The sequence below is a fragment of the Paenibacillus sp. BR1-192 genome (assembly GCF_029542445.1).
GTDB classification, from domain to species: domain Bacteria; phylum Bacillota; class Bacilli; order Paenibacillales; family Paenibacillaceae; genus Paenibacillus_AQ; species Paenibacillus_AQ lautus_A.
The window spans coordinates 6,046,006-6,064,921 of sequence record NZ_CP120718.1; the positions used below are offsets into that span (position 1 = coordinate 6,046,006).

The window sequence follows — 18,916 nt, forward strand, 5'->3', positions numbered from 1 at the left end:
GCTCCTTCTACAACGGGGCAATAATCCAGCGAATATGCCGGGCGGGGATCGTATTCTGCACAAAAGTCAGCAGTCCCAGCGTGACGGAATCACCGAAGCGGTCCTTCTGACCGTCGGCGTAGACATACTTTCCGTTCACACCGCTAGTCAAGGGAATGGTACGGATATACAATGCCTTTGATTCCATGTAAGCATGAATATCCCCATCGAATTCCTCCACACCCGGATAAGCCTTCTCCCCTTCTACATGCGTTAACAGATACTTTGCCATCATGATGGTTCTCCTTCTGGTTTATATGATCAGGGATTTTCCCTGTAAAACCCGTGCCAAATAAAAAGGCCGCCTATTGGCGACCAAGCGGTTTCTTATTTTTTTCCATATACTTCAAGTTCAAGGGAAGCTGTATCCAAAGTCATTCAAAAGAATAAACCCCTGCCATGTTAATTAGATGAACCGTCTCTTACAGAAAACTCAGCTTTCACTTACTCTCTTTATGGATAATCCCCAGACGATAAAGCACGGTCATGATCCGGTAAAAATCGAAGCTGCCCTCAGGGTCATGAAGTACTCCTGCCTGTTTTGCAGCTTGTACCGCCGGGTCCGCCCAAGACGGAACCTTCGCAGGCTTCTCCGTCTCCGCCGCCTTAAGCCTGGCATTCATCTGCTTGATGGCATGGTCCTGCTCGGTTAGCAGTTTCATTGCCGAAGCATACTGCTCGTTAAGCTGCCGAACTTGGTCCTGCGTTTTTTGCAGTTCTGCCGTTAATTGTTCGATTTTCATGCGTTCCTCCTCCTCCGGACTAGGCACATCATATTGATGGAGCGAATGCTGCTCTATGATGGAAATGAGCTTTTTGGGATAATTGGGGTCTGTGGCATAGCCACCTCTCCAAATCTCCGTTGCCGCCGTTTTATAATTCGCCCATAACACGCCATGGTAGCGCTGCGGCTTGTCACGCGTACCGTTCAGGATCAGCCGGGTATGATCGGCAACCGATTCATGCCAATGGTTGTATTTTCGAAATGAAGCTTGGGTCGTATAGGGCGTCTGTCCCCGGTATTCCGTTGTCTGCATGGTCACGCTGCCCGCTGGGCCGGTTCCTTTGATGCCGAACAGATTGTTCGCCTTGTGCGTCAGGCCGCTCGTTCCCCAGTTGGATTCCAGGATTGCCTGGGCAAGCGTAAGCGAAGCGGGTACCCCGTACTGACGCATGTCCTGAGCAGCTATGGGTGCCAGCTTGGCTATAAATTCAGAGGGCTTCATCCTTTTTCTCCTCCTTTCGTGCGGTTGGCTTATTCCCTTCTTCGGATTTGATCTGGAATACCTGTACCACATTACGCAGGGACTGGGGGATCGGTACCCCCATTCTTCCTACGTTCTCAATAATAGACAGCAGCTCATTCGCGAGATAGAAGAAGATCACCGTATTCTGAAAATAATTCATCTCCCCCAGCAACCGGTCCACCAGATGCATCAGGGCGATGATGAGAAAAATGGTCATTTTGCGTGCAATTCCAGTATAACCAATACGGCTGCGCAGCTCGCCGTTCATCCAGGCCGCGCCCCACCCGGTCAACCAATCGATCACCACGAACCACAACAACAGATGCAGCGGCAGCGACCATCCGCCCCAGACGTACCCGGTCACGGCCCCCGTCCCCGCCACCAGCATCTTAAAAAACTGACCGATGTGCTCATACATAATTCTTCCTCCTTTTATATGGTTTTGAAGGTGTGGAAAAGCCCTCGGGGGAGCCGAGGGCTTGGATTGAAGTTATTCATAGTTGTTTTAACAGAAATACACAGATACACCTTTTAAGCAGTACATCACTTCGCATGCGGATCATGCTTCCGATCGCTGTTGCCCCCAGATTTTCTTGTAACTTTATGGATAGGGTTAAAATCCGTGGACAAAGGCGACCGCTCCGCTTCTCCAGCATGATTCCGCCTTCTCCGTTGAAGCCCTTCATGTTAGGCCTTTCAAAGCAGCGTTTAATATGCCTCGCCAGTGATGACTTCATATTCATCCGAGGTGATTACGCCAAACGAAACATACTGTCTCAATTGAGACTTCTGTGCCCACTTTTTTTCATAGTAATACTTCAATCGTTCAAAATCGTTCTCGAACATCGTCTCCCGCTCCTTTCGATGTATTCATTCCAGGCTGCGAGATCAAAGCGTGGACGGAACAAGCCGGGAGTCACCGGGATGCCGATGATGTAGCCGGAGATGGTAGATTCTGGTTCATTGGATGCTTCGCCTTCTGGTTGAGTTACGTTTTCTGCTGTCGTTAGCACATCTAATATTCCTTGTTGCATGTTGGAATCATGACCACCCGTCCAACGGGTGGTTTGCTCTTGGGGTATAACCCCTTGTTGCCAAACTGCGCCTAAAGACGCTAGCCTGACCACAAATCCGTTCAGGCTCAGTGTTTTTGTCACTTTCACTTACCAGTTAAACTGGTTTATTTCTTCTTGCTCCTGTTGCTACTGAACGGATCTTCGTACTCTTTTACACTCAGCTTATCTACCGCTTGGTCATGTGCTTCTTGTTCACGAATGTACTTTCTTACCGTTGCTTCATTTAATCCTACCGTACTCACATAATATCCTTCTGCCCAGAATTTTCGATTCCCGTATTTATATTTGAGCTGGGCATGCTTCTCAAAGATCATTAGGGAACTTTTTCCTTTTAGATATCCCATGAACGATGAGACTGCAATTTTCGGTGGGATCGCTACCACCATGTGTACAGGATCCGGCATCATATGACCTTCTATGATCTCTACACCTTTGTACTTGCATAAGCGCTTGAAAATTTCAATCAGATCTCTTCTCACTTGATTATAAATCTCTTTCCGTCTATACTTCGGGGTGAATACAATGTGGTATTTGCACATCCACTTTGTGTGAGCTAGGCTGTAGCTCTTGGTTGCCATCTAAGACCATTCCTTTCTTTGAGCCTGAACATCTCAAGTTTATCGGAATGGTCTTAGTGGTCAAACCCTCAATCCCTCCACCCGCATAGCGGGTGGTTTTTTGTTTCGCGCGTTTCACGCACTCAACTGGCTAAAGCCATCAATAAAAAGGGACGACACCAGAAAAGGTATCGTCCACAAGCGTGTCCTCTAAATAGAGGCCGTTTGTATTTACTTTAGGTACGGCTTTCATGTGGTGCCTCCTTTATTGTTCGGCTTGGAATGAAATCCCGTCCAACTGAAACTATGCGGTCCCTGCATCTCCAGAAATATAAATAACACCATCACCCCGTAATTCCAAAATGGTCACAACATGTTCAGCATTCTTATTTTCCCGTATGTTATCCGGTCCCCTACACAGTTCAATTCCAAAGCAATCCTTGTATTCTCCAGATTCTCAGGCTACCAAAGTTTTAGCATATTTTCTTCCTAGTCCTTAGCTATCCAAACGAATGCTGGTTAGTTCGCTTAATCGACGAGTGTTTATCCTTTAATGAGATTGATTGATACGTGGGTGGATGCGCATGAAAGTCTATAAATTCGTCTTCCGGATACCTCGGATATAGCAATGCGATCCGCTGTGACCTCCTATACAACCTCAGCTTTAAAAGCCATTTTCTTGCCGACCCAACCAAGCACAATACCGCTATGGCAGCAGTTACAGAAATGATTGCTGTGTACACTCTCCAGTCTACCCTTCCCCCCCCTATCTATAAAAAAGAAGCCCCCCGGACCACCCAGGGGCATAAAAAATACGCCTTTCGGCGCTCTACGAGACATATTCAATACCGGTTCTTTTGCATCGCCTTGGCTGCCTGTGGACCGATTTTGCCAATGAATGCTTGGTTATTCAATGAGCTCTCACCTCCCGACTCCTGACAGGTATTGGTCAATCCCGTCCTTTAAATCCGGACGCGGGGAAATCACATAGGCATACGTGAACATATTACCTATGATGCGGGTTGCCATATATTCAACCATTACATGATCCCTCCTAAAATCAGCTCATCTACTGCTTTTTGTAGCGCTGATATTTGGGTTTCAATTTACTCGTGGGTAATGTAATCGAAATATAGTTTTTCCTGAACGAGATCGATCCGGAGTGCTGGATAGAAGCCTTGGATTTCTAACGGTTGTGGGATGTCTCCGGTTAGGTTGATCCCGTGGGCTTCGATTTGTTCAAGAGTCGGGTTATGGATGATGGCTTTGACCTCACCCACTTGATCTGTTATTGGGTTATACATGACATACATCGCTATCACTCCTTAACTGTAAAGTAGGACCGTATTCCACCGAGTAAGGTAGAAGTCATTTCCTTGAGGGCTTACTGTTTGGTAGATACGTCTCTCGACAATAGTCATAGGACCTTGGTTGTTGAATGAGGGAATCGTGGGTTTGATGTCGGTTTCAATATCCAGCAAATAATTACTATGCTTTTCTTCGGGGTAGTTATGGGGGGCGCCGCGTCTATAACTGAACCACTTGGTAAATACATTACCTTGATTATCTTTCAGTACATACCAGGCTTCCATATAGTCTGAGGCGTAGTTGTTATCCATTCTGGAGCCGAAGGATGGGGCGTTTACAGCTAAGATATACCGCACTCCTGCTGGAATGGTGATAACGTTGTTTTCAATGGTTTGACCTATCTGGTTTCGTAAAGTACTGAAATGAGCAATAATGTAGTGGTTAAGTTGAGCAGTACCTGCAACGCTTGGAGCCATGACCCCGTCAATATTGCCAACCCTAGCACCTCGCTTGATATTTTCAGCAACTAGTTGAGGTTCGGGTGCTGTCACCCATGATGCACCATCGTAGAACCCCGGTGGGGGTTTTATAAAATATCGGTCTCCAGTCCAAGCTGTTTTATCAAGCCCTGGCATATGTTGATTTTCCGCGCTCCGGTTTGGCATAGCCCCCAGGACAAGTCCGTTGTCAGTCCCTATGGTTTTACCAACCAGTACATCTGCAGCTGTTGCTGTTCCATACTCCCCCCCTTCACCCTGTAAGATAAAAGCCGATCCATCCCGGAACAGTGTATAGACACTAGCAAATAACTTTGCGTTATTGCCATTTGCATTTTTAATTGGTAGTGCTGTATCGTCATTGATTTTGAGTGTCGGTGCTGTAGAACTTGCGACGTTGAACTTTATTGTAAACTTTTGATTCGAGCTGATAGGCGTGTTGGATGTAACGCTGTATGAATTGCCGCTATTAGTCGTTGTGCCAAGATGTGGGACAAGGCCCGATGCTGTCGTAGCATCCAACTCCTGTGATGTGATACCTTTTGCCATATATTTCATCTCCTTGTTATGGTGTAGCCCCTAGACTAGCCAGGGGCATAAAAAATACGCCTCTCAGCGCGTTAAGCTGCATAATCAACGTTTGTGATTTGCTTGTATTCTTCTGGAGTGATCATCTTTACTACAACAAAGGTCTTTAAACTGTCCTCATTGTATAAGGATGCTGGTTGTCGTAATAACGCTTGACAATCGGATACCACATCTATGCTGCACCTCCTTTTAGGGCGGCCACTTCAAAGAGCAGCGTACCGACTGTTTCCTCCAGAGATGAAATTGTGGCTTTGTCGTTGGCACTCTCCAAGATAAGATTCCCGATGGTCAGGTTCAGTTCAGTATTCACCTGTCGTAAATCAGATACCTTGGTTTCAAATGTTTCTGGGGCGTAATAATCGTAATGCAGTTCATTTTCCTCCAAGTCCACCATCAATCTCGGTATCAAATTTGGGATGATCTCGGGATAAATCATTGGCGCGTCAATTTCTATGCCCTCCCGGTTTTTATCTGTCGGAGTGGGTATAAAAATGACTTCCTAAACCTGCCCTGTCTTATCAGATATCCTTTGGTATATTACGTACATATCCATATCCTCCTTTGTTTTAAGTTGTTACGACCACTAAGTCTCTGGCATATGACCTCCCTATAGGTCTAATATCACTTCCTGAGTACATATGAGCCGCACAGAATCGCAACTGTCCTAGAAGATTAAAGTTTGCAGGAATCTGAGGTATTGGCGTAACGTCAGGATCAACGCCTGAGCCCCAAGGCCTGCTATACATGATTCCCGTTCGCCCTTTTCTGTCGATTTGAAAACCTGTAAGATTTCTACTGACATCAGCCCCGCCTGATGAGACTGTTACTAGCGTGTGCATTACTCCGGCTTCATCAATAAGGACCAAGGCGGCGGTTTTTGTTGTGCTATAGTTGTCTGTTGTGGTATACACTTCTATTTTGTTGACTGTGTTACCTTTTGTTGTGAAGACGTCCACATAGCTACCGCTAGACGGGATTACAAACAGGTCCGTAATCAACCAAGTGTTCTGCGAAGGAATGTTCTTTTCTGGAGGGTTATTGTTTACAATGGCGCGGCCTCCAGGCGAAAGCGTTCCATCAACCCCGTAAATCTTCTTTCCTCTCAGGATGTTCCCGGGAGATAGATTCGGTTCGGCTGTCTGTAATTGTGCTGTTGTGACTTTAATTTCTCCATCACCAGGTCCACCTTTTTGATAACCCTTTTCAGGGTATACGGCTAGTGATCCATCTGGCCATTGTGAGGTTCCTGTCGCCGCCCTATTTCCGGTAAGGTGCGGCATTGTACCCGTTATTGGCCCATTTACATTAGATGCAGTTTTCCCCGCAAGGATGTCAGCCGCGGTTGCATTTCCCGTCGCCCGGATAACTGGCGCTATTTTGGGTATGAGCTGCGCCCATGTCTCACCAGTGGTTGCCGGTACACCGATGGCAACAAGCGCGGCAACCACTTCCGCTTTCCGCTCATTGCCAGCTTGAAAAGCCTCTCTTAATTGATCTTGCAACCCATTTACCCGATTGATGGGGATGCTATCAACCGCCAGCACTGCACCATTGATCGCTCCGTCTTCACCGAGAGGGACGTTTTTCAGGACGACCATGGCCAGCTCAGACGTTGAGGTCACGCCGGAAAGAAGCGTAATCTTCGCCCTCTGCGTGACTTCCCCGGCTTCGTTCCGGGCTGTGTTGGTCACGGTGTATTGTGTTGGATCCAGAGCAGCCCGGTTAATTGCTACTAGCAAGGTGTCGGTGTTGGCGTCGAAAAGATCAAGCGGGATCTCGAATACCCTCTGATTGTCGGCTGTGGCCGTCACCAATAGCGGGTAGCTGACCAGTTTCGGGATGCCTGTTTCCGTGACCAGGCTAATCTGTTGGTCGGTGTATGACTTCGCCTGAAGAGCAGCATCCTTTACGGCCTTCTCCGTCGCAGCCACATTCTCCCGAGTTCCGTCCGTAGCATTCGACAGCTGCACAATCCCTTTCTGAGTTGTACTCGAATCAGGAATCTCCACCTGAACATTCCCCACAGCCTCATCAATCTTATCCCAGTTCTCATTCAGCATCGTCTCGATGTTAAAGGTTTCATTGCCATCCACCATAGGGTCTTTCTTTAACAGTCCTAAATTCGGTGTGTTACTGGACAACTCAAACACCTCCTGCAAATTTGTTTAACGGCGTCTGCCCCAGCTCGCCCAAAGTCATCACTTCATGAATATCGCGTATGAGCAAGTAGTTGAACGCATACGCCACCGCCAGATGCGCCGGCTTGATCTCCTCGATCGCTGACTTCAAGTCCTCCAGATTCGGCGGGATGCCGAGCGTATCCACGAATTTAACCGTGAAGCCCCATTCCTCGGGCTGAAAAGATACCTCGACCGTGCCGCCGTCGTAAGCCTCCGCCACATTTTTCACGAGTGCTCCGGAGAAGGTTCCCGCTCCGCGCAGCTTGGACTCCAGCACCGCCCGCCGCTGCTCGGTCGGCTTGTTCCGGTCGGTGGGAATGCCAAGCTCCATCTCCCAGCGTTCCAGACCCCAGGTTGCTGTTCGGACAAAGAACTGGTCTGCGGCTGAGTTCAGCGCCTGGTAGAGTGCATCCAGTTCGCTGCCCTTGGCATCCATATCGAATTGCATGACGCGAGAGGTCTCGTAATAAGCCGGAAGATATGAAAACAGCTCCCGACCGCGCAAGCTGTTCATTCGGACATTATTCACTTACGCTCACCGTCCCCAGCACCGCGACCTGACCGGAGCCAATTTCGATGTTTTGCTGCTCGGTATGGCCATTAATCGTCAAATCCGAGTAGTCGACGATAATCGGAATATCCAGCAGTACGGCGGCAATACGAGTGTATCTTACCAACGGATCTTTCCTGTTAAAAGCAATCTGCTGTAAATACGTCCGAACGCCGTCCTCGATCAGCTTCCGAATTTCGTCCATCGTCGAAGGCTGCTCCTGCGTACGCTGCACTTTGACGGAGATATCAATCGGAACCTCCGCCGCTGGCATCACGGTAATAACGGGACCCGCCGGGGCTACGCCTTCTCCCTGTCCATCCTGCGACGGGTCAATATGCTGCTGAACGGCATCCACGATATCCGGGCTTGCCGCACGCTTGTCCGTATCCAGAAGATACAGCCCAACGGTGCCGGGCCCTTTCCACAACGGCGCCACTTCCACGCCGCCAACGCCCGCAATCTCATTGGCCCACTGCATGTACTGCGCTTTGTTGCCGCTCGTTCCCTGACTGCGGACTTTCGCGTAAAAGCGCTCCAGGAGCGACTGATCGCTTTCGGTATCCGTCCCGCTCCGCGTGGGTTCCGGGTTGGTAACCGATGTTACGCCGCTGACCGACGTCATCATGAGCTGAATGACATCTGCGGGAACATTCCCGCTGCTGCCTGGTGTAACCGCGCGGATTGTCGCCGTGCCGATACCCATGTCATTCAGCGTTACGCCTGACGTGGTCACATACTCCACGGAGGATTCCCCGGAGCCCTCATCGGCTGGCGTAGCGACATAGGTTCCGGCAGGCACGGTCGTCCCCGGCTTCCCCGTAAACACAACGATGCCGGACGATGCGACCGCTTCACGCCGGGTAATCCCATGCTCTGCCGTCCTTAGATCGAGTTCGGCAGACCGGATATCGGGATGATCGCTTGCCACGGTGCTCGCAAAGCCCCGACGCAGCAGCTCCTGCGCCCACAAGGCAGCCTCAGACAGCATAAACGCAACCGGCGCCTGCGCATCCCAAATAAAAGAGCCCTCCGACTTGTCGATGTCCGAGGGCACTTTGTTCAGCATGCGGTTCATAATGTTCTCTTCCGTCTGATCCAACAAATATAACGGCAAATCTGCCATCAGATCACCACGCTTTCTATGATTTCCGTCTCATCCCGGACGCTCGTAATGCGGCAGCTGAAGCGGCAGGCATCTCCTTCCCATTCAAAAACAAATTGATCCACGCTCTCCGTCCGTGCGTCCGCCAGCAGCGTCTCGGTTACCATGCGCTGAATTTCGCTCTCTTGCAGAGATCGGTCGTAGCCTTTGCCGACCAGTTCCTCCAGCTCGCTGCCGTAATCGCGCGTATAGATCAAATGGCGGTATCGCGGCGTACGGATCGCTTTTTCGCACCAGATGACCCAAGCTTCCTTGTCGTCCGCAACCGGAATCTTCCGGGTGGGAGTCATCACGAACTCGCCGGCTTCAAAATCATACCGCCAGCTTCGTCCAAAAACAGCTCCTTCACCCTCCAGTACCTCCGGATCCGTCGCATCCGTCCAAACCATGTCCTCGTTTTCGGGAAACAAATTAGCCACCGCTGCTCACCACCTTGCATACAACCACCACGTCATTGCCGCTGTTGACCCGAACGGCCAGCACGCGGTCCCCCGGTTTCAAGCCTTTTCCCAGCTCAAAAAGGGTATCTTCGACTTCATTTTCTTCCACATCAAATGACATTTCCTGCGGCTGTCCTCCCAAAGTGGCGGTACCAGCAGCCGTATAACGGGGCAAGGACAGCATTCCTGGCAGCTCCGCCACCATATAGTCCTGCAGCTCATGCTTGAAATCATCCAGCTTAAGTCCCGTCGAGGTTATCGTGCCGAGCACGGCCCCTACGCCGCCCATGGCTTGACGGGTTTGCTTGTTCAATGAGGCATATAGGGAGGACGCCAATTGTCCATAGGGGTCTTTATTCAAGGTAAAACCTCCTTTTTACATCGTCATAACTCCCCAGCTCCAGCATCATGCTCCCGGGGTTTCCCAGCTCCCGGCTGACGGAAATCACGAGCAGCTTCATCGAGCCCAGCATGACCGCATCTCCGGCACGGATCGTATTGACATCAGGTGCATTCAGGGAGATCGTCTCCCGAATCCCCCTCAGTTTGCTTCGGGCCAGCTGGCGGGCAGCCGCAGGCGACTTCACTTCATCATCCTGAATAATCGCTTGGAGTTGGCCGTATTTGGCGATATCCTTCTCCTCGATGGCCATTACCTTGGAAGGAACCTCTTGCCCGGTCTCGCTGGCGGCTGTCGCCAGCACCTTGACCTTGGTCGCCGCGCCCTCCAAAGTCCGCGATTGCGTGGTATCCGTGATAGCCTCCAAGATGTAGACTTCTTTGTTCGTTCCCAACTCATACAGCTCAAGACCTGAAGAGATCATCCGCGGATGATACAGCTTGCCGCCGGCTTTGGCCGTCTCCCGCAAATCAGCGAACATGCTGGCATAAATCGACTGCGTCCGATAAACGGAACGCCCCAGCTGCTTCTCGGTATCGGGCAAAACGGCTATTTTCAGGTTCCAGTCCGCCGCATACTTTTTGAACCGCTGGGTGGCGGTCTGCTTCGCCGGAAACAGATATTCATCCTCCGACTTGTCGAGGTATACCGTCCGATCGTACAGCGTGAGGGTCATTCGCTTCACCCCATTGTTGGAGGTTTCCACTTCCCACACGACAGCCGGGTGCAGCAGGGGGACATAATCTTTTTTACCGTATGGAATTCCGCTGATCCGGATCGCCATTCCCGGCGAAATCGGCGGCATATCCGGCGTGACGACCAGATTGACGGTTCCCTGGTAAGCGACTTGTTCAAGCGAATCCCGCAGGTTGATAGCTTCCACCAACGGAGACAGATCGTATTGATCCTGCAAAATCACTTTGTAACTCATGACAGCACCAGCTTCTGGCCGGGTTTGATGGCGTTCGGGTCTTTGCCGATCGTCTTCTGGTTCAGCTTGTAGATCTGGTTCCATTTCGAGCTGTCCCCGAGCTCCAGCTTGGCGATTTTGGAAAGGGAGTCTCCTGCCTTCACGATATACGTCTTGTTCTTGTCCTTCATGTCGGCCCGGGGCTTTTTATTGGTTCCTGCTGCCCCGCTGCCGCCTGCCGTTTTGGCCACCTTCATGTCGCTCCATGTCCGGAGCGTGATGTCAAAATATACGTCTCCAACCTCCCCGCCCCGGAACGTGGACTGGTGGGAAGCGACGTACACCGGCACATTCACCGCCGTCTTGGTAATGACAAATTGCAGCGGCGTTTTATATGCCAGAAACTCGTTTAGTTTATTCATCGCGGTTTGCGGTTTAATATGATCTCTCTCATGGCCTTTACAAAAAGCTGCATCATACTCTTGCGGGAAAAAGGAAGAGAACGATATCTCTTTAATCCGATTCCCTTGCGGAAAATCAAACTCTCCATAGTTGAGAATCGTGGCCGTTTCCAGTCCCTTTTGCCTTGAAATGGTTACCTCTTCCGGATTAACCGGGAATCGGAATGTCATGCCTTTGCCGTTCTTCAAAATAAACTCCACCTTGGGCCCCTCCTTTCTGTATGGATGCCTTCGGACCGACTTCATAATGCCGTTAACCATCATCTTCAATAGGCCATCGGAGTCGGCTTCCGGTTCTGGGCTGCTTTGCTGAATTCGGCTCTCAGCCGCTGCCCGATCAGAAGGATCAATCCTTCTACATCGATCGGGTGCTCCTCATGCACCGTTACCTGCACCGCGCCTGAAGGTAGATTGTAATTCACGGTTGTCTCCGTTTTGAAATCCATCAGCAGGCCGGATATCGTGCTCATCTGCTCCGGGCTGATCTGAACGGATTGCGGAGACGTCGGCTTCCCTGCAAAAGCTTGGTTTTGCGCTGCACTCACGGGTGGACCTAAAGTACTCATGCTTGTAGCATGGGTAGGCGGCATATACGGGCCGTATGTCGGGTTCAATGTTGGATTCGGCAGCAGCGGCTTGCTGAAATCAGTCGGCGCTGGTTTCGGGATGATGGGAGCCGGAAGGGCAGCGGCACTCGAAGGGGGTTCCTTCGGTTGAGCAGCTTCCTTGTCTTTTTTCCCGAAGGAAAACGTTTTGGAGAACCATTTCGACACCGTCTCCTTAGCCTCGTTGAATTTATCACCGATACCGGTAATGGCGCCGCCCACCTTCTCGCCAATAAAGCTTCCTACGGTGCCGCCGAGCGTTGAGCCGATCATCGTGCCTGCAACCGGGATCACGGAGCCGACGAGGCCGCCGATCGTGCTTCCGATGCCGCCGCCGACGGTAGAGCCTATCGCTTGGTTTCGTTCCTTCCCAGGCTTAGCGGTAGCGATTGCGGTCGCATCGGCTATATAACTTAATGGGCCAAGGGCGCGTTTGCCAAGCCCCTTCATTAAGCCGGAGCCTAGGCCGCTTTTGCCGGCATTTTTCACTGCATTTGCTCCAGTGCTACCGTCAGCTGCCTGTTTTACTGCATCTGATCCTGCACCCGTCTTGGCAACGCTCGCCGCGCCTCCGGATACGATGCCGCTGGAAGCGCCGCCGCCAAACATTCCTTTTGTGATACCCACGGCATCCTTGAGTAATTGCACAGCTCCCTTCCCCGTGTTGCCTAAAGTTTCTATAAAATCTCCCGCTGTTTCCGCTTTGTTAAACGCCTTGCCCCACTTCGTTAGAGGCTTATTGGCTGGTTCCGACTTGGGAGCAGCCGTCGTGCTTTGATTGGAGTTGGATCCACGGCCGCCTCCCCTTCTGACCCCATTGGGCCTAGGCGCCGTCCTGGGGGCAGGTTCAGGGCCCGGTTTATCTTTACCCCATGCTTCGCGCATCTTTGTTCCTTTTCCATATAGTTGGCCCCCATTTTTCATGGTGGCGCCTACGGTGATAACACCGCCTAAAATGCCTAGAGCAGTATCCCATCCCGATTTTTTACCGCTCCCGCCGCCTCCAAGCTGAAGCGATCCAAGCGCATCCGTAAGCTTATCCACCGCAATCGTATTCGCATTCAGCGCAGCGATCATCGGAGAAAAATCAAGCCCTGCCGCCCGCAAATCCACCTGAACACTCGCCTCGATCTGCTTCTGCACGCTCAGGTTTAGATTCGTATCAATCTGCTTCTGCACATTCAGCTTCACATTCGCCGAGGCTTGGATGACTTGCGACTTCACCCGCTGCATTTTGGCGAGCAGGTTGTCCAGCCCCTTCGAGGCGCTGTCCTTCAGCACGATTTCAGGCGCCATGCGGGTTCGTCCGATTCGCATGACGCGTCCCTGGATCCGCTCAAAATAACGTTCCATCGCCCGCAGCTCGCGGTTGGCCTTGATCACGTTTTTCGGATCGATGACCAGATTCATGCGGTAGTTCATGGCTTCAGCCATTTCGTTTCACCTCCTGTTCACTTCAAACTCTGACCGGCCATGCCCTCGATCTCCTCCTGGGAGAAAGCGAGCAGCAGCAGGCGCTCGCCTCGCGGGAGCCGCCAAAAATCTCCGGGACGAAGGTGATGCCGGACCCACAGATGATACAGCATCGTCGTCATTCCCCCGGAGCCGATCAGTTTTTTAGGTCAGCAATCTCAACTCCGAAGCCGGACAGCTCCAGCACTTTATCGCCTACGGCATCCAGCTCTCCGGCCAGCAGCATGCGGCGGACCGCCTGCTCACCGCCCGACAGCTTCAAGCGGCTCGTAATCCGCGGATCGCCCCAGCCGCTAAGCGTCAAGCCCTTCACCGACAGACTGCTCGTCGCTTCGGAGATGAGCAGCGCATTAAAGGTTTCGGTATCCACCTTTTCATCCACCGCGCCCTTTACCGTACGGCGAACCGTGCAGCGCTCGCGGATGCTGTCCACCTTGCTTGAAGTCAACCCTTGCAGCACCATCTGCATATTCAGGCGCTTAATCCGTACCGTTTCCTCCGGAAGCTTCTCGGCTGCTTCAAACAGACTGTCTAAAATTTGCTCTTCGCTCATGTTCTCGTGCAAGCTCATGCGTATATCTCCTTTGCTCATAAAATAATAGATTTCATCTTCCTATTGCAGCGGGCGACGCTCGCCCGAATCAGGCATTCCTTACCGGGCGAACCCATGCTTTACGCCGCACTTGACCTTGATAATAAGAAACCTTTTAATCCCCCTGAATCGGATCCAACAGCTCGTACCCCTCAAAGGTAAACGAGGTTTCCTCCTGCACTTCCTCGCCCGCCGTCCAGTTGGCCAGCTGGATTTTATCCGGCATGCAGCGGATCAGGCGAACGCGCTCATGGCCGTAGGATTCGGGATCGTCCAGCTTGGAGATGATATCGAATTTGGTGAAGCCGCGGGAGATCATATCGGAAGTAACCTTGTAACCAGTCATCGTGCCGGTTCCTTTTTTGCTGCCGTTTTTGTGCACCGTCCAGTCGTTGCCGACCAGCTTCAGCTCGCGCTTCTCCAATTCCACGCTGGCTTCCAGCTTATTAATGTGCGTCTGCCAGACCCCGTCAATATATGCCTGGCCGTATGTCCCCATAATGACTCTTGAAGCATCCAACATATTAAGTTCCTCCTCGATTTCGATAAGTTTATAAGAAAAACGTTTATGGACATGCATCCACAGAAGACAGTCCGGTTCTCATCTTAAATGTACTGATCGCTCTTCTCGTTATTGCACGTAAAACGTGCCGAACAGCTGCTCCATCACGTCGGTCAGTTTCACGTTCCACTGCAGGAAGACCTGGTCCGGCTCCGGCGCGTTCACGGCGGAATCGCCGTAGTAGGCCGGATCGAGAATGACGTCATAACCGTCCGGCTCGATGACATTGCTCAGCGACAACGAAGCGAGATATTCCTTCACGGCGCCGATCAGCGCGAGTCGGCCTTCCTCGGTGTTGTTCACCTTGCCGATGTAGGTCTGTTCCGCGGCCAGCTGCAAATCGGCATGGATCGCATCCATTACGCGGATGGAACGGATTTTTTTCCAGGCATTGTTTTGGCCTTCCGCCGGATTCACCAGCGTGTTGATGCCGCGCAGCGCCTTCACCTGACGACCGTCGTAGAACAGGACGAATACGCCATTGCGTACGGCCTGCTCCTGCTCGGAGCGCGTCCAGCGGCGTGTCACGTCCTCGAATGGCGTTACCGCGTATGTAGCGGATTGGTTCAAGCGCTGACCGGCAATAAGCCCGGCCACGTAAGCAGCCGTCTGCGCGGAACTGTAGTTCACGCCGGACAGACGCACGCCCGTACCCACATTGATGATCCCTTCATGGTTCAATGCAAGCGACCGGTCTGCGGCCAGCTTGGCTGCATCCTTGGAGATGTCGTCCGCCGCGCTTCCGCCGAATACGGCCATCACGCCGCGTCCTTCTTGACGGAGACGCTTTACCCAGGCCGCAAAGCTCTGCAGCAGAGCCATATCCGCAGCATAATCCAGGGCCAGTACGTTAAATTCCTGGCCTTCGACCGCATCCAACATCTCGATATAATCCGCATTCGTTAGGCCGCCGTTGCCGCTCTTGCCTCCAGACAGCGCGGCTCCGTTCACGTCAGCGGGAACGCCGGACGCTTCCAATGCGGTTGCCGTCACCCAGAGGTTCTCGGCATCTTCATTGATCTGAGCCGCCATCGATGCAGCGGATCCGTCCTGGCTGGAAAAGGTGCCAAGCAGCTTGGCGCCTTCATAGAGGCGAAGCTCGCGTGCGGCCGGGTCGATCAGCGACGGCTGCACCGTTACGGAGAAGCCGTTGCCACGGCTGCCCGGGTATTTGGCCTCAAGCTTCAGCACGTCCGAAGGCGTAGCTTCCGCATTTTGAAGCGTCACGCTAGCCGCTGCCGCCGTATTGTCCACCAAACGATAAGCCAGCAGCTTTTTCGGACCGCCGAGCAAGGCCAGATAAAGCGTCTCGTAAGCGGTAGCGCCATTCTGGCTATCCGCGGAATACAGTTCGGAAATCGCGAACTCGCTTCCGATCTCCACGAACTCCCGCACCGGTCCCCAATTGGCTTTGACCGGCACGACGACCGTACCGCGACTGCCGCCCTGAACAGCCGACGCGGCTGCTGCCTTGAAATTCATATACAAACCCGGCAGTACCGGTTTATTCGTGCTTTCCCATGTTCCACCTGCCATGATTAGACCACCTTCGCTTTCATGAATTGTTGGATTCTTTCTTTGACCTCGGTTACCGTGAACTGCTCTCCATCTGCCCCATACATGGCACCCGCAAGCACTTCCGCCCGAACCTGGAACAGTTCATGGGCGTGTGCTTCAAGTTCCGCCAAGGCATATCGGGGAGCGCTGCTCCCGGGAGCTTCGGATTTGAGTGTTTTTTTCACAGCCATATTGGCCACCTCACTTTAAGATAGGATGAATGTTAACGCGCCTGATCAAGGCGGCTTCCTCCGGCGAACGGTTCTTCCGCTGGGCCAGGGTCAGCTTAATCTGACCGTCCAGAATGGGATCGGCCTGCATATCGGAGGAAATTTCCGCAACGGATAAATAACGGCGTTCCTGTAAGTCCAGAACCAGCTGGACCTGGGTGCCAAGCTCCTCCACCAGCCTTGCAGCCGTGAGCTGCTCGTCCGCGGAATCCAGGGAGGCGATATGCCCGATAAAGGTTTTGCGGACCTCGAACATCGAAGCTCCCGCCATTCGGGTCTCGCAGCCGGTCATCCGCCATAATACGGCGTGATCCTCCCGCCCCGCAGGCCATGCCGTATGGTAGATGCGCCAAGGACCACCCAGCATATCTCCTGTCCAGGCTGTCAGCGTATCCAGCCATTCATCCGGCTGACCGACGGAGCCTGCCCCGGATGCCTGCGGCATATAGATCCCGAATCGCAAGACCCGGATCATGCTGCCTGAAACAGGATCAAGCTTGTCGGCCTCCGGAACACCCAAATAATGAAGCTTGAATGCATTTCCGTCGGCTCCGGCAACCCGCTTGCGGTGAAGTCCCTGAATGAGTAGATCCGCCCATCGATCCAATTGCGGCAGATCGGAACGATCCCCATGCAGCTTCAATCGCACCACCTGCCGGTACCCGGCCCATGAGGATTTCCAGACGTCCTCGCCGAGCGTGATCACGGCATACAGCAGTTCGCTTACCCCGTCCGGCGGATGCACGTCATATACATGGCCGTCAAGCTCCGGAATGAGGAATGCAACGGCCTGTTTGACCGCCCCTCTCATTCCGCGGTTTGCCGGACGCTCTCCGGTCGGCCATAGGACAGCCAGCTGCTCACGACGATCACATGCCTGTGCAATATGACCCCCTCCTTTCTTTTCGTATAAAGAATCGGAAATGAGACGCTCCAGGCATCAACCGCAGCAAAAAACCGGTCCTTCTCAAGGCCGGCTCACATCGACTGTGTGCGTGTTCGGTACGCTCTGTTTTGCTTCATTTCCGATAATACAATCTTACACCCCTAAATCGGATGCGCTGACGCCTTATGGGACGGTTCATGCTGAACTTTAAGCGGAATGTCGCCGGAAAATAGTACGAATCTATGTTCGTGTTTATAATTGATTTCCCAGTCTTAACTTGTTTTTCCCGTGAAATGCTGCCTTCTAAATTAGAAATAAAAAAAACCGGAGGACGTCCATAATGGAGGTCCTCCGGTTTTGCTTGATGTGATGATCCATGCTCGCGCTTGTCAGCTCATTTTGCTCTTGGCGGCTTTCTCTAATTCCTGCAGCTTCAGCAGTCCTCTGTCCGCCAAAGCCAAGGCCAATTTATAAAAAGCACGGGTGCGGATCTTCGTATACGTATCCTTGCTGACCGGCGGCTCGAGGATATGGTTGTACACTTTGTAATCGAATACGTCGTCCTGTTTCATGTACCGTTCCCGAATCAGGGTTTGCTCCCGCTCGCCAAGCCGTTCCACGATCGATTCGATCGTTTCGCAATACTGCTTCCTGGCCGCCGGCATATCTACATTATATATGGCAACCGCTGCCGTCTGGTCCGAGGTGACGTTGGTCGGTCCGTGGAACCTCTCCGTGTAGGATGCGGTCACGCTCATCTCCCTGACTTCGAATGTAATGGTTTTATAGATGCGATATTTTTCGAATATCGCTTCAACGGCGCTTTGGGTCTTTCTGCGATCCAATTCCGGTAACAATGGATTCATTCGGAAACACTCCCCTTTTATTGTCATGGTCAAGCTTACAATTTGCCATTTGGCAGAAGTCGGTTCTTCATCTTATGTTCGCATATTGTTCGTATTTTTCATTAATATACCACTATTTGGAGACCGGCGTAAACCTTCAAATGGACGAACTATATGGAGGAATATGGGACATCCCTCTCATTTTCTTGCCTTTTGGCAATAATCCTCTCTTTTATTTTTACCTGTTGGCAAAGGATGGGAATGCGTTTATACTATATGTAGATGTTTCAGATGGACTATGGTGAGGAGTGGCCGGAACGTGGAACGCATATTTGGATCGTACTTGAAAGAGATGAGGGAGAACAAAGGCTGGAGCATCAATCAGTTGGCCCAGGCCGCCGACATCAGCGGATCGCAGATCTCGCGGATCGAGAATGGGCTGCGGGGCGTACCCAAGCCGCAAACACTGCGCAAAATGGCGGAAGCGCTCGAGGTTCCCTATGAAGAGCTGATGAACAAAGCAGGTTATCTGCAGCAGGATGCCGCCAAGCACGAAGAGATACCGGCTCCCGCTTGGGCAACTTCCAGGGATAAACGGGATTTCAAGAAAATGCTCGAGGATGACGGCGAGCTCATGTTTGACGGGGTCCCTCTGAGCGGGGAGGACAAGCAGCGCATCAAGGACGTCTTGACCGGACTGTTCTGGGAAGCCAAGCAGATGAACAAACGCAAGAAATAAATCCACATG

25 protein-coding genes are annotated in these 18,916 nt (G+C 51.9%); 1 reads left to right on the forward strand and 24 read right to left on the reverse strand.

Annotated elements, in window-relative coordinates:
• Positions 1-7: 7 nt before the first annotated feature.
• The 24 genes from P0X86_RS27645 to P0X86_RS27760 all read right to left on the reverse strand — a co-directional run bounded on the left by P0X86_RS27645 (position 8) and on the right by P0X86_RS27760 (position 18,189).
• Entirely contained in the window at positions 8-274 is a 267-nt protein-coding gene (locus P0X86_RS27645) for a hypothetical protein (RefSeq protein ID WP_251498508.1), read from the reverse strand.
• Positions 275-479: 205 nt separating this feature from the next.
• Positions 480-1,265, reverse strand: a complete 786-nt coding sequence (locus tag P0X86_RS27650) for a glycoside hydrolase family 73 protein (protein WP_277747001.1) — start codon at positions 1,263-1,265, stop codon at positions 480-482.
• Complete coding sequence (locus P0X86_RS27655; RefSeq protein WP_277747002.1) at positions 1,252-1,704, reverse strand: phage holin family protein; 453 nt, start codon at positions 1,702-1,704, stop codon at positions 1,252-1,254. Before P0X86_RS27655 ends, P0X86_RS27650 begins: the two co-directional genes overlap by 14 nt.
• A gap of 290 nt (positions 1,705-1,994) precedes the next feature.
• A complete protein-coding gene (locus P0X86_RS27660) occupies positions 1,995-2,132 on the reverse strand; it encodes an XkdX family protein (RefSeq protein WP_096776579.1) in 138 nt (45 codons plus the stop codon).
• 334 nt (positions 2,133-2,466) lie between these two features.
• Complete coding sequence (gene tnpA / locus P0X86_RS27665) at positions 2,467-2,940, reverse strand: IS200/IS605 family transposase (RefSeq protein WP_277747003.1); 474 nt, start codon at positions 2,938-2,940, stop codon at positions 2,467-2,469.
• A gap of 1,085 nt (positions 2,941-4,025) precedes the next feature.
• On the reverse strand, positions 4,026-4,232 hold the full coding sequence (locus P0X86_RS27670) for a hypothetical protein (protein ID WP_277747004.1): 207 nt from the start codon (positions 4,230-4,232) through the stop codon (positions 4,026-4,028).
• Positions 4,233-4,244: 12 nt separating this feature from the next.
• Positions 4,245-5,273, reverse strand: coding sequence for a hypothetical protein (locus P0X86_RS27675; protein ID WP_277747005.1), 1,029 nt, complete (start codon positions 5,271-5,273; stop codon positions 4,245-4,247).
• A gap of 71 nt (positions 5,274-5,344) precedes the next feature.
• Positions 5,345-5,482 carry an XkdX family protein gene (locus tag P0X86_RS27680; protein ID WP_277747006.1) on the reverse strand — a complete coding sequence of 46 codons (138 nt, stop codon included), beginning with the start codon at positions 5,480-5,482 and terminating at the stop codon, positions 5,345-5,347.
• 2 nt (positions 5,483-5,484) lie between these two features.
• Positions 5,485-5,697 (reverse strand): hypothetical protein, encoded by a 213-nt coding sequence (locus P0X86_RS27685; protein ID WP_277747007.1) that lies wholly within the window; start codon positions 5,695-5,697, stop codon positions 5,485-5,487.
• A 181-nt stretch (positions 5,698-5,878) separates the two neighbouring features.
• Positions 5,879-7,453 carry a phage tail protein gene (locus P0X86_RS27690; RefSeq protein WP_277747008.1) on the reverse strand — a complete coding sequence of 525 codons (1,575 nt, stop codon included), beginning with the start codon at positions 7,451-7,453 and terminating at the stop codon, positions 5,879-5,881.
• 1 nt (position 7,454) lies between these two features.
• On the reverse strand, positions 7,455-8,021 hold the full coding sequence (locus tag P0X86_RS27695; RefSeq protein ID WP_277747009.1) for a YmfQ family protein: 567 nt from the start codon (positions 8,019-8,021) through the stop codon (positions 7,455-7,457).
• On the reverse strand, positions 8,014-9,168 hold the full coding sequence (locus tag P0X86_RS27700) for a baseplate J/gp47 family protein (RefSeq protein ID WP_277747010.1): 1,155 nt from the start codon (positions 9,166-9,168) through the stop codon (positions 8,014-8,016). The genes P0X86_RS27695 and P0X86_RS27700 overlap by 8 nt, the downstream gene beginning before the upstream one ends.
• A complete protein-coding gene (locus P0X86_RS27705; protein ID WP_277747011.1) occupies positions 9,168-9,626 on the reverse strand; it encodes a DUF2634 domain-containing protein in 459 nt (152 codons plus the stop codon). The genes P0X86_RS27700 and P0X86_RS27705 overlap by 1 nt, the downstream gene beginning before the upstream one ends.
• On the reverse strand, positions 9,619-10,008 hold the full coding sequence (locus tag P0X86_RS27710) for a hypothetical protein (protein WP_277747012.1): 390 nt from the start codon (positions 10,006-10,008) through the stop codon (positions 9,619-9,621). The genes P0X86_RS27705 and P0X86_RS27710 overlap by 8 nt, the downstream gene beginning before the upstream one ends.
• Entirely contained in the window at positions 10,001-10,978 is a 978-nt protein-coding gene (locus P0X86_RS27715) for an XkdQ/YqbQ family protein (RefSeq protein ID WP_277747013.1), read from the reverse strand. Before P0X86_RS27715 ends, P0X86_RS27710 begins: the two co-directional genes overlap by 8 nt.
• Complete coding sequence (locus P0X86_RS27720) at positions 10,975-11,619, reverse strand: LysM peptidoglycan-binding domain-containing protein (RefSeq protein ID WP_277747014.1); 645 nt, start codon at positions 11,617-11,619, stop codon at positions 10,975-10,977. Before P0X86_RS27720 ends, P0X86_RS27715 begins: the two co-directional genes overlap by 4 nt.
• Before the next feature lie 65 nt (positions 11,620-11,684).
• Positions 11,685-13,457 carry a hypothetical protein gene (locus tag P0X86_RS27725; protein ID WP_277747015.1) on the reverse strand — a complete coding sequence of 591 codons (1,773 nt, stop codon included), beginning with the start codon at positions 13,455-13,457 and terminating at the stop codon, positions 11,685-11,687.
• 17 nt (positions 13,458-13,474) lie between these two features.
• On the reverse strand, positions 13,475-13,609 hold the full coding sequence (locus P0X86_RS27730; protein ID WP_015737373.1) for a hypothetical protein: 135 nt from the start codon (positions 13,607-13,609) through the stop codon (positions 13,475-13,477).
• Between the two features lie 23 nt (positions 13,610-13,632).
• A complete protein-coding gene (locus tag P0X86_RS27735; RefSeq protein ID WP_277747016.1) occupies positions 13,633-14,067 on the reverse strand; it encodes a phage tail assembly chaperone in 435 nt (144 codons plus the stop codon).
• Between the two features lie 136 nt (positions 14,068-14,203).
• Positions 14,204-14,611, reverse strand: a complete 408-nt coding sequence (locus tag P0X86_RS27740; protein ID WP_006212545.1) for a phage tail tube protein — start codon at positions 14,609-14,611, stop codon at positions 14,204-14,206.
• A gap of 108 nt (positions 14,612-14,719) precedes the next feature.
• Positions 14,720-16,186, reverse strand: a complete 1,467-nt coding sequence (locus tag P0X86_RS27745) for a phage tail sheath family protein (RefSeq protein ID WP_213579744.1) — start codon at positions 16,184-16,186, stop codon at positions 14,720-14,722.
• Positions 16,187-16,188: 2 nt separating this feature from the next.
• Positions 16,189-16,398: a YqzN/YkzM domain-containing protein gene (locus P0X86_RS27750; RefSeq protein ID WP_192570616.1), complete on the reverse strand. Its 210-nt coding sequence runs from the start codon at positions 16,396-16,398 to the stop codon at positions 16,189-16,191.
• Between the two features lie 10 nt (positions 16,399-16,408).
• Positions 16,409-17,248 carry a hypothetical protein gene (locus tag P0X86_RS27755; RefSeq protein WP_213579745.1) on the reverse strand — a complete coding sequence of 280 codons (840 nt, stop codon included), beginning with the start codon at positions 17,246-17,248 and terminating at the stop codon, positions 16,409-16,411.
• Between the two features lie 464 nt (positions 17,249-17,712).
• A complete protein-coding gene (locus P0X86_RS27760; protein WP_015737378.1) occupies positions 17,713-18,189 on the reverse strand; it encodes an ArpU family phage packaging/lysis transcriptional regulator in 477 nt (158 codons plus the stop codon).
• A gap of 298 nt (positions 18,190-18,487) precedes the next feature.
• Between P0X86_RS27760 and P0X86_RS27765 the strand changes: the two genes are divergently transcribed.
• A complete protein-coding gene (locus P0X86_RS27765) occupies positions 18,488-18,907 on the forward strand; it encodes a helix-turn-helix domain-containing protein (RefSeq protein ID WP_213579746.1) in 420 nt (139 codons plus the stop codon).
• Positions 18,908-18,916 lie beyond the last annotated feature (9 nt).